Below are 10,242 nucleotides of genomic sequence, written 5' to 3'. Positions count from 1 at the left end.
CCTAGCTTCCGGTAATTTCTTTCCAAGAATCTCCTCAAATTGTAAAAAATCTTCTTTTGAAATCGGTGAATCTGCATCTAGCACTCTAAACATGATTAATTTCTTCCTTTTTTACAATTCTTCTTCTAATACCTTATCAATAAAGTCATAGACGTTTGCAGTAACTTTTTGCATTTCTAAAGAGCCTAAAGCACCCAAGTCATTTTCATAAATCCAATCATCAGAATTTTTCTTAATAAAGTAGGCCAAATCTCCTTCCTGTCCAATCATAAAGTAATCTGGCTCTACTTCCTCAATCTGATAAGTTTCATTACGCTCCTCTAGATCCTCCTTGGCATACAAACAGATACCTGTATCTCCAATTTCATAGGGGTCAATCTCTTTCCAGCCCGTTAAAAACTGATAGTAGAGATTGGGCAAGACAAATCCAAACTCATCTCTTTTCATAGCTTACCTCCAGATATTCACAGAATACCAACTATGCTACTTCAAACTCCAGCCACCATCAATGGTCAGGAGTTGTCCCTGCATGGCAGAGGCCTTCCCACTGGCCAAAAAGAGACTGACTTCTGCCACTTCTTCTGGCTCTATCCAGCGTTTAATAGGAGTCTCACTAGCCACCCAGTCTGCTAGGCCTCCTGGTTCAAAGTCCGCTGCAGTCATGCCTGTTTTGACGGCTCCAGGAGCAATGCCAAAGACTTGAATCCCAGCTTCTGCATAATCCAGGGCCAGCTGTTTGGTAAAGCCTGCTAGCGCATGCTTGGAGGAAGTATAAGCGTGACCGCCACCTCCTGCTAGGCTAGAAGCAATGGAGCACATATTGATGATGATCCCTTGCTTCTTCTCCAACATTTGAGTCAGATAATACCGTGTCAACTCTACCGGAGTCACATAGTTGATCTCAAAAATCTCCTGAATCTCCTGAGCGCTTTGCTCAAGAAGGGGTTTGTAGTCATCCAATACCCCAGCCGTATTGCACAAGACGTCGACCTCAGGACACCAGTCAAAAATCGGCGTCAAATCCAAGGTCAAGTCCCGCTGCAAGAAGTGAAACTCACCTGGCAACTGGGGATCAACACCCTGGTCTACCCCATAAACCTGGTAGCCCTTTTCTAAAAAGAGACGAGCTTGAGCCAGACCAATCCCGGAGCTAACGCCTGTAATAAGGACACGTTTAGTCATGAACTTCCACCCAGTCTGTCGCTAAGACATCACAAGGAGTTGGACTCCACATGGAAAAGCCTTCGCCTTCACCAGATACGTTAATGAGAAAATAAGGCGTCACTTCTAGAGCCACTCCATTTTGCTCTATGGTATCGAAAAGCTGGACATAGTTCTCTGCTCCGCCCCAACCCGTACGCACATATTTCTTTTTTGCCTTCAGTCCAGGCAAGATTTCTTCAAATGTCATGTTTTTTTCCTTTGTTATCTATAAATCTTAATTTCATTATAACAAAAAACCGTTTTTCAACGGCTTTTTGACTGTGATTTCTGAATTGCAAATTCCACTTACGGCAAATCATTCCCTGCTGCTAGGTAAATTTCATACCATTCTTTTCGAGTCAGGTTGACATGACTTGCTTGGCTTGCTTCTATCAAATGTTTAGGGTTAGTTGTTCCTACTACTGCCTGCATCTTGGCTGGATAGCGTAACACCCAAGCAATAGCAATATCTGATGGGCTCACACCATATTTTAAGGCTAATCGATTTAGGACTTGGTTTAGTTGTTGGAACTTCTCATTGCCAACAAAATTGCCCTTAAAATAGCCAAACTGCAAAACTGACCATGCCTGAATGACTATGTCGTTTAGTTTGCAGTATTCAAAGACGCTTCCATCACGCACAGCTGCCTTATTACCTTCCATATTGACATGGAAACCTGATTCAAATCCTGGCGTGAAAGCTGCGCTTAGCTGGAGCTGATTGATCGTTAGAGGCTGTTTGACTTCTTTCTTCAGTAATTCCATCATCATTGGATTTTGGTTGGATACACCAAAGTCACGAACTTTACCTGATTTGTGAAGAATTTCAAAAGCTTCTGCCACTTGGTCAGCTTCCATCAAAGCATCTGGACGATGGAGAAGCAAGCTATCTAGATAATCAACCTGCAATCGTTGTAGAATCCCATCTACTGACTCTAAAATATAATCTTTTGAAAAATCAAAATAGGTAAATTCTTCAATGCGAATGCCACACTTGGACTGAATCCACATCTTTTCTCGCAGGTCAGGACGATTGTTTAACACTTGACCCAGTAATCCTTCACAACGACCTCCACCATAGATATCTGCCAAGTCAAAGGCATTGATTCCGACAGATAAGGCTGTTTCAACCAGCTCCTCAACTTCTTTGACCGATTTATCACTGATTCGCATCATGCCTAGGACGATTTCGGACAATTCTCTTTTCTCTTGACCAAATGGAATGTATTTCATGGCAACTTCCTCCGTTTTTCTTCATTATAAAGCAGAATGACACTTTTATCAACTGATACCTTACATAAAAAAAGAACCAGTTCAAACTGGTTCTTTTAAATCTTAGCCAATCACACTTCCGTTTGGTACAGACGGATCAACTGTGAGAAGGGTTAATTTGCCATCATGTTCAGCTGAGAGGATCATACCTTGGCTGACATATTTTTTCATCATTTTACGTGGTTTAAGGTTGGCAACGATTTGGACTTTCTTGCCGACCAATTCTTGTTCGTTTGGATAGTACTTAGCAATTCCTGAGAGGATTTGACGATCTTCACCATCTCCAGCATCCAAGCGGAATTGAAGCAACTTATCAGAACCTTCTACTTTAGAAACTTCTTTCACTTCAGCAACACGGATTTCAACCTTATCGAAGTCTTCAAATTTGATTTCATCCTTGTTGAGTTTGAGTTCAACTTCATCTGGATTCCATTCTTTTTCGACGGCTGGCTTGTTACCTTCCATTTGTTCCTTGATATAGGCGATTTCTTCTTCCATATCCAGACGTGGGAAGATAGGTGTTCCTTTGGCAACTACAGTGACATTTTCAGGGAAATCAGATAAACTCAAATTTTCAAGGCTAGAAACTTCTGCTAGACCAAGTTGAGTCAAAACTGCACGACTGGTTTCCATCATAAATGGTTCAATCATGTGAGCTACGACACGAAGGCTGGCTGCCAAATGGCTCATAACACTTGCCAATTGGTCACGAAGGGCTTCATCCTTAGCCAAGACCCATGGGGCTGTCTCATCGATGTATTTGTTGGTACGTGAGATAAGAGTCCAGACTGCTTCAAGAGCACGTGGGTAGTCAACTGCTTCCATGTAGGTATGGTAGTCAGCGATTGATTGTTCTGCCACTTGAGCAAGTGCATTGTCAAAGTCTGTCACACCCTCTACATAGGCAGGGATTTGACCATCAAAGTACTTGTTAATCATTGAAACCGTACGGTTGAGGAGGTTTCCGAGGTCATTTGCCAATTCATAGTTGATACGTCCTACATAGTCCTCTGGAGTAAAGGTTCCGTCTGAACCAACTGGAAGGCTACGCATGAGGTAGTAACGAAGTGGATCGAGACCATAGCGCTCTACCAACATTTCAGGATAAACGACATTTCCTTTAGACTTGGACATCTTGCCATCTTTCATGACAAACCAACCATGGGCAATCAAACGATCTGGCAATTTGATATCCAACATCATAAGAAGGATTGGCCAGTAGATGGAGTGGAAACGAAGGATGTCTTTCCCAACCATATGGAAGACTGTTCCATTCCAGAACTTATCAAAGTTACCGTGTTCATCTTGACCATAACCAAGAGCAGTCGCATAGTTGAGAAGGGCATCGATCCAAACATAGACAACGTGTTTTGGATTTGATGGTACTGGAACACCCCATGTAAAGGTTGTACGAGAAACTGCTAAGTCTTCCAAGCCTGGTTCAATGAAGTTACGCAACATTTCATTAAGGCGACCATCTGGAGTGATGAAGTCAGGATGTGATTTGAAAAATTCGACCAAGCGATCTTGGTATTTGCTGAGGCGAAGGAAATAAGACTCTTCTGAAACCCATTCAACCTCGTGACCTGATGGAGCGATACCACCCGTCACATTTCCAGCTTCATCACGGAAAACTTCCGCAAGTTGGCTTTCTGTAAAGAATTCCTCATCGGATACTGAGTACCAGCCAGAGTATTCACCTAGGTAGATGTCATCTTGAGCTAGCAAGCGTTCAAAAACTTGTGCTACTACTTTTTCATGATAATCATCTGTAGTACGGATAAATTTATCATATGAGATATCGAGTAATTGCCAGAGTTCTTTAACACCAACTGCCATTCCGTCAACATAGGCTTGAGGCGTGATGCCAGCTTCTTCTGCTTTTTGTTGAATCTTTTGGCCATGCTCATCAAGACCAGTCAGATAAAAGACATCGTAGCCCATGAGGCGTTTGTAACGAGCTAGGACATCACAAGCGATAGTTGTGTAGGCAGAACCGATATGAAGTTTACCAGATGGATAGTAAATCGGTGTTGTAATATAAAAATTCTTTTCAGACATAATATTTCCTTTCCAGGCTAATGAAACCTGTTTTTCTACCACTTCATTATACCACATTTTTAGTGATTTTCGATAGAGAAATCCATACAAAAACAAGACAGACATATGTCTATCTCGTTTTTTATCTTTTAAATTATTCATAACGAAGTGCTTCGATAGGATCCAGCTTAGAGGCTTTATTGGCTGGTAGAACACCGAATATCATACCGATACCTGCTGAGACCGCTAAACTAAAGAGAGCGATTGGGATGGATACACCAACTTCGATTCCTGCAATCATGTTTTGAAGAAGAACACCTGCAAGCATAGTCACCCCTGCAGCAAGCAGAAGACCGATAAAGCCACCTAATAAGGTTAAAATCATGGATTCAATTAAGAACTGAACTAGGATATTGCCTCGTGTTGCTCCTAGCGCTTTGCGTAGACCGATTTCACGGGTACGCTCTGTCACCGAAACAAGCATGATGTTCATAACACCAGTACCACCGACAAAGAGGGAAATCCCCGCAATGGCACTAATAATCGTTGTTATGAAGCCAAACATTTGTTGCACTTCGTTGAAGGCTTCCGTTGCATCTGCTATCTGATACTCCCCTTGTTGGAGACCAGCAATCTCCGTCATTCTCCTAGCCAGCTCTGGTCCTAAAGTCTGAGTCAAGCTAGTATCATTGACACGGAAGACAATATTTGAAATCTCGTCTGTGTTAAAATTGGCTGCAAGAGAAATATTGGTCGTGATTGGTAGTCCTCCGACTCCAAAGGCTTTTGCAGCCTTAGCTTCTTTACTTGCATAAACACCAATAACACGGTAACTGATTTCATTTACTTCAACAAGCTGATTGAGAGCTTCTTGCGCTGAACCAAAAAGGCTATTGGCTAGTTCTTCATCTAAAATGATCACGTTTGCAAAATCCTTATAATCTTGTGCTCTAAGACTTCGACCTGCAATGATTTCATTTTCGACCGCATCCATATAAGTGACATTCCCACCAGTCATGTTAGCGTGTTCCACCTTTTTATCCTTATAGGTCAAGGTCACATTAGCTGAGTTGGTCACATAGTAACTATCCACTCCCTTGAGCTTAGCAGCTTCCTTAACCCAAGCTTCTTGTGGTTTTGGTGGTTCAACAAAAACATCTTCCTCTTTACCAGACAGGGTTAGAGCAGATTGCTTCTGGGTAAAGGAACCGTCCTTACTTTTAGTAGGTGAGAAAAATACATGGATGTCTTTCTGGGACTTGGTCATATTTTTATTGACCTGACGAGACATAGAGTCACCTAAGGCCATGATCACAACAACTGAGGAAACACCGATGATAATACCAATCATGGTCAGGAAAGAACGCATCTTGTGGGCCATAATGGATGAAAAGGCAAATTTCAGATTCTGCATCTTAGTTTTCCTCCTTTTCTACGAGACCACTATCAGATGAAATGACGCCATCACGAATGACAATCTGACGCTTAGCGTAAGCAGCGATTTCAGGCTCATGCGTAACCATAATGATGGTTTTTCCTTCTTTGTTTAATTCAACCAAGAGTTGCATGATTTGATTTCCAGTTTTAGTATCTAAGGCTCCAGTAGGTTCATCTGCCAAGATAATCGAAGGATTATTGACCAATGCACGCGCAATGGCAACCCTTTGCTTCTGACCACCTGACAACTCCGAAGGTAAATGATGACTACGCTCTGTCAACTCAACCTTTTCTAGATACTCTTCTGCTAATTTGCGACGTTTTGAAGCTGAAACTCCAGCATAAATCAAGGGTAATTCTACGTTTTGAAGAGCATTGAGCTTGGACAAGAGAAAGAATTGTTGAAAGACGAAGCCGATTTCCTGATTTCGAACCTTGGCTAATTGTTTTTCACCTAAACCAGCTACTTCTTTTCCATCTAGAAAATACTGACCACTTGTAGGTGTATCTAACATACCGATGGTATTCATGAGAGTAGACTTACCAGAACCTGATGGTCCCATGATTGCGACGAATTCTCCCTCATGAACTTCAAGGTTAATATTTTTAAGGACTTGAAGCTCTTGATCACCATTTCGATAACTACGGCAGATATTTTTGAGGCTAATTAGTTGCTTCATCAGTCTTCACCTCTTTTCCTTCTTGCAAGGAAGCTGTCGGATTACTGATGACTTTTGCTCCATCTGTCAGACCAGATGTGATTTCTTGGTTTTCTGCATCTGCATTGCCCAATCCAACTTCAACCTTTTTGGCCTTTTGATTTTCATCAAGAATCCAAACATAGTTTTTATCTTCTTCCATGACGATACTTGTAATAGGAACAAGCAATGCTTTACTCATACTTTTCACTTCGACACTGACAGAAAAACCTTGTTTCAAATCGCCAATTTCACTAGTTACATCGACCGTATATGGGTATTTAGAACCTGTGTTTGAACCAGCTAAGCTACTGCTTGCTTCACTACTGTTCTTTGGATAATTTGAAATATAGCTAATCTTACCATTCCAAGTTTTATCTGGATAAACCTTAGAAGTAAAAGTGACTTCTTGGCCTACAGAGAGATTTGCAAGATTGTATTCAGAAAGTTCTCCCTTGACCTGCAGGTTGTCGTTACTAACGATATGTACTAATACTTGGCTATTTCCTGTTGGAGATTTTGAAACATTGCGATTGACTTCGACAACTGTACCTTCTACAGTACTTAAAACTGTAGCGGCATCCAACTGTGCTTGAGCTTTTTCAAGTTGTGCAGCTGCATCTGCACGAACATCACGCGCATCACTGATTTGTGAATCGATAGAAGCTGTAGCTGATGTAGAAGATTGTGCTTGGGTTTGGTCCGTAGCGCCTTCAATCCCTGCTTGAGGGAGCACAGGTGTTGCTGCAGCAGTATTTCGAGCCTCATTCAATTCATTGATATGACGGTCAGCTTTCGCAACTGCACGACTGGCAGCATCATAGGCAGCCTGGGCTTCTGTGCTACTATACTTAACGAGAGCCTGGCCTTCACTTACCTTATCTCCGACAGAGACCGAAACCTCATCCAAGTCACCTTTACTAGCATCATAATAAACATATTGCTCATTTTGAGCTGTTACGGTACCAGATAAGAGAACTGATGAAGCCACTGATCCCTCTTTGGCAAGAACGATTTTTGCAGTTTCATCTTGTGTTGCAGCTTGATTTGGTTTTCTCAATAGAAGGACAGCAGCTGCTCCTACTACAAGAACTGACGTAACTCCGATAGCTGTAAATAAGGGCCATTTCTTAGCTTTTGACTTCTTTTTCATATCATACCTCTTTTATAAATATATATTAAGATTATAGCACAAGTCCTAAAAATGGACAATTGCTTTCTGACCATCCAAAAATAATTGCCAAATCTTTTATTGTTGTGTTATTTATATAATACAACTTCTTTTTTATTTTTGCAAGCATTTTCTTAAGAAATTTAAGCGTAGCAGATTTTTGCATTGACCTCCAAAAAAAGATAGAATATGACTAGAAAATAACAAAGGAGCTTTCTATGAGAGAATACGATATTATCGCTATTGGAGGAGGTAGCGGGGGAATTGCTACCATGAATCGTGCTGGTGAACATGGTGCTAAAGCGGCAGTTATTGAGGAAAAGAAATTAGGTGGAACCTGTGTCAATATTGGCTGTGTTCCTAAGAAAATCATGTGGTACGGAGCTCAAATCGCAGAGAGCATCCACAAATATGGACCTGACTATGGTTTTACAAGTACTGGCAATGAATTTGATTATGCAAGGCTTCGTAAAAATCGTGAAGCCTATATTGATCGTGCTCGCTCTTCTTATGGTGGAAGCTTTAAGCGTAACGGAGTTGATTTGATTGAAGGACGCGCCGAGTTCGTTGATACTCATACTGTTAGTGTCAATGGAGAGTTGATCCGTGCTAAGCACATCGTGATTGCAACTGGGGCCCATCCTCATATTCCTGCCATTCCTGGTGCTGAACTAGGTGGTAGTTCTGATGATATCTTTGCCTGGGAAGAGTTGCCTGAATCAGTAGCTATTCTGGGTGCCGGTTACATTGCAGTCGAATTGGCTGGCGTACTCCATACCCTTGGCGTACAGACTGATTTATTTGTCCGTCGTGAACGTCCACTTCGTGGATTTGATAGTTATATTGTTGAGAGCTTGGTTCAAGAAATGGAAAATACTGGACTAAAACTCCATACTCATAAAGTTCCTGCTAAACTTGAAGAAACTGAACGAGGCATTACCATTCATTTCGAAGATGGTAGTACTCATACTGCCAGTCAAGTTATATGGGCAACTGGCCGCCGTCCAAACGTTGAAGGACTCCAGCTAGAAAAGGCAGGCGTTACTCTCAATGAACGTGGTTTCATCCAAGTTGACGAATACCAAAACACAGTCGTTGACGGTATCTATGCTCTTGGCGATGTGACAGGTGAAAAAGAACTGACTCCTGTTGCTATCAAGGCTGGACGTACCCTATCCGAAAGACTTTTCAACGGTAAAACCAATGCCAAAATGGACTACACTACTATTCCAACTGTAGTCTTTTCACACCCAGCCATCGGAACTGTCGGTCTGACTGAGGAAGAAGCTATCAAAGAGTATGGACAAGAAAACATTAAAGTTTATACTTCAAAATTTGCTTCTATGTATTCTGCAGTTACTAGTCACCGTCAAGAAGCACGCTTCAAGCTCGTTACAGCTGGTGAGGACGAAAAGGTCGTTGGCCTTCATGGTATCGGCTATGGCGTCGATGAAATGATTCAAGGTTTTGCTGTAGCAATCAAGATGGGCGCTACAAAAGCAGACTTTGACGCTACAGTTGCTATCCATCCAACAGGATCAGAAGAATTTGTGACTATGCGTTAATAATTTTAAATGAGATTATATCGGTCACTCAGATTGAAGAAAAAGCCTTTTTAGGACCATTTTCTTCAATCTTTTTATTTTATTAGAGCAAATTATAAAACACTTAAAAATAGCATTCCATCTGGATTCCCTTGGTTTTTCACTATATGCTAGCCAAGCTCCATAAAGGTACTCTTTTTATGACTGACATGATTTCTTCGTGTTCTGAAAAATCTATAGGCCTCCGGTTTTCTCTAAATCGGCTGTTACATTTTTGTAACCATAGTTTTTAAAATAGGTTGACAAATAAGTTGCTTCAAGTATAATAGTTACTATAAAATATAAAAGAGGTTAACTATTATGAAAAAAGCTCATATCTATGCTATTCCTGCTATCGGTGCTGCTCTGATTGCAGTATTAGCTCAAATCAGTGTCCCAATCGGTCCAGTACCATTTACTCTGCAAAACTTTGCTATCGGACTCATTGCTACTGTTTTTAGACCTAGAGAAGCTGTCCTTTCTGTCGGACTTTATCTCTTACTAGGTGCCATTGGTCTTCCTGTTTTTGCTGGCGGAGGAGCTGGTTTTCATGTATTAGTAGGACCAAGCGCTGGTTACCTTTGGTTTGACTTATTATATGCAGGAGTTACTTCATACCTTATCCATAAAAATAGTAACTATGTTCGTATCTTTCTTGCAAATCTCTTAGGGGATTCCCTTGTCTTTGTCGGTGGTATTCTCAGCCTCCACTTCCTCGCAGGTATGCCTTTTGATAAGGCACTAGCTGTCGGTGTGCTTCCCTTTATCATTCCTGATCTTGCAAAAATTATTGCCATTAGTTTCATTGGAAAACCACTTCTCAAGCGTTTAAGTAGAG

General features: G+C 41.4%; 11 protein-coding genes. 2 read left to right on the top strand and 9 right to left on the bottom strand.

Translation table 11 applies throughout. The features are described 5' to 3' along the window. Positions 1-111 precede the first annotated feature (111 nt). From SINDD18_RS02185 to SINDD18_RS10950, 9 genes are all read right to left on the bottom strand, one after another. On the bottom strand, positions 112-447 hold the full coding sequence (locus tag SINDD18_RS02185) for a hypothetical protein (RefSeq protein WP_061862926.1): 336 nt from the start codon (positions 445-447) through the stop codon (positions 112-114). Positions 448-483: 36 nt separating this feature from the next. Further along, positions 484-1,182 (bottom strand): 3-oxoacyl-ACP reductase, encoded by a 699-nt coding sequence (locus tag SINDD18_RS02180; RefSeq protein WP_061862925.1) that lies wholly within the window; start codon positions 1,180-1,182, stop codon positions 484-486. Beyond that, positions 1,175-1,411, bottom strand: a complete 237-nt coding sequence (locus SINDD18_RS02175; protein WP_000141913.1) for a DUF2829 domain-containing protein — start codon at positions 1,409-1,411, stop codon at positions 1,175-1,177. The genes SINDD18_RS02180 and SINDD18_RS02175 overlap by 8 nt, the downstream gene beginning before the upstream one ends. Before the next feature lie 98 nt (positions 1,412-1,509). Beyond that, positions 1,510-2,436, bottom strand: coding sequence for an aldo/keto reductase (locus SINDD18_RS02170; RefSeq protein ID WP_061862924.1), 927 nt, complete (start codon positions 2,434-2,436; stop codon positions 1,510-1,512). Between the two features lie 102 nt (positions 2,437-2,538). Next, on the bottom strand, positions 2,539-4,536 hold the full coding sequence (gene metG / locus SINDD18_RS02165) for a methionine--tRNA ligase (RefSeq protein WP_061863228.1): 1,998 nt from the start codon (positions 4,534-4,536) through the stop codon (positions 2,539-2,541). Between the two features lie 133 nt (positions 4,537-4,669). Next, positions 4,670-5,929, bottom strand: coding sequence for an ABC transporter permease (locus SINDD18_RS02160; protein WP_061862923.1), 1,260 nt, complete (start codon positions 5,927-5,929; stop codon positions 4,670-4,672). A gap of 1 nt (position 5,930) precedes the next feature. After that, positions 5,931-6,632, bottom strand: a complete 702-nt coding sequence (locus tag SINDD18_RS02155; RefSeq protein WP_045615203.1) for an ABC transporter ATP-binding protein — start codon at positions 6,630-6,632, stop codon at positions 5,931-5,933. After that, positions 6,616-7,803 carry an efflux RND transporter periplasmic adaptor subunit gene (locus tag SINDD18_RS02150; RefSeq protein WP_061862922.1) on the bottom strand — a complete coding sequence of 396 codons (1,188 nt, stop codon included), beginning with the start codon at positions 7,801-7,803 and terminating at the stop codon, positions 6,616-6,618. The genes SINDD18_RS02155 and SINDD18_RS02150 overlap by 17 nt, the downstream gene beginning before the upstream one ends. A gap of 31 nt (positions 7,804-7,834) precedes the next feature. Further along, the gene (locus SINDD18_RS10950; RefSeq protein ID WP_193750820.1) at positions 7,835-7,987 is read right to left on the bottom strand and encodes a hypothetical protein; all 153 of its coding nucleotides are present in this window, start codon (positions 7,985-7,987) and stop codon (positions 7,835-7,837) included. A 52-nt stretch (positions 7,988-8,039) separates the two neighbouring features. On the opposite strand from SINDD18_RS10950, the gene gor reads away from it, so the two are divergent. Together gor and SINDD18_RS02140 are read left to right on the top strand one after the other, a co-directional pair. Next, positions 8,040-9,386 carry a glutathione-disulfide reductase gene (gene gor / locus SINDD18_RS02145; protein ID WP_061862921.1) on the top strand — a complete coding sequence of 449 codons (1,347 nt, stop codon included), beginning with the start codon at positions 8,040-8,042 and terminating at the stop codon, positions 9,384-9,386. A gap of 339 nt (positions 9,387-9,725) precedes the next feature. Next, positions 9,726-10,242, top strand: a 517-nt coding sequence (locus SINDD18_RS02140) for a biotin transporter BioY (RefSeq protein WP_065203263.1), incomplete at its 3' end; no start/stop codon positions are given.

This window comes from Streptococcus infantis (assembly GCF_001579645.1).
GTDB classification, from domain to species: Bacteria; Bacillota; Bacilli; order Lactobacillales; family Streptococcaceae; genus Streptococcus; species Streptococcus infantis_E.
Note: the sequence above shows the minus strand (reverse complement) of the source record. Positions and strands in the feature narration are given on the sequence as shown.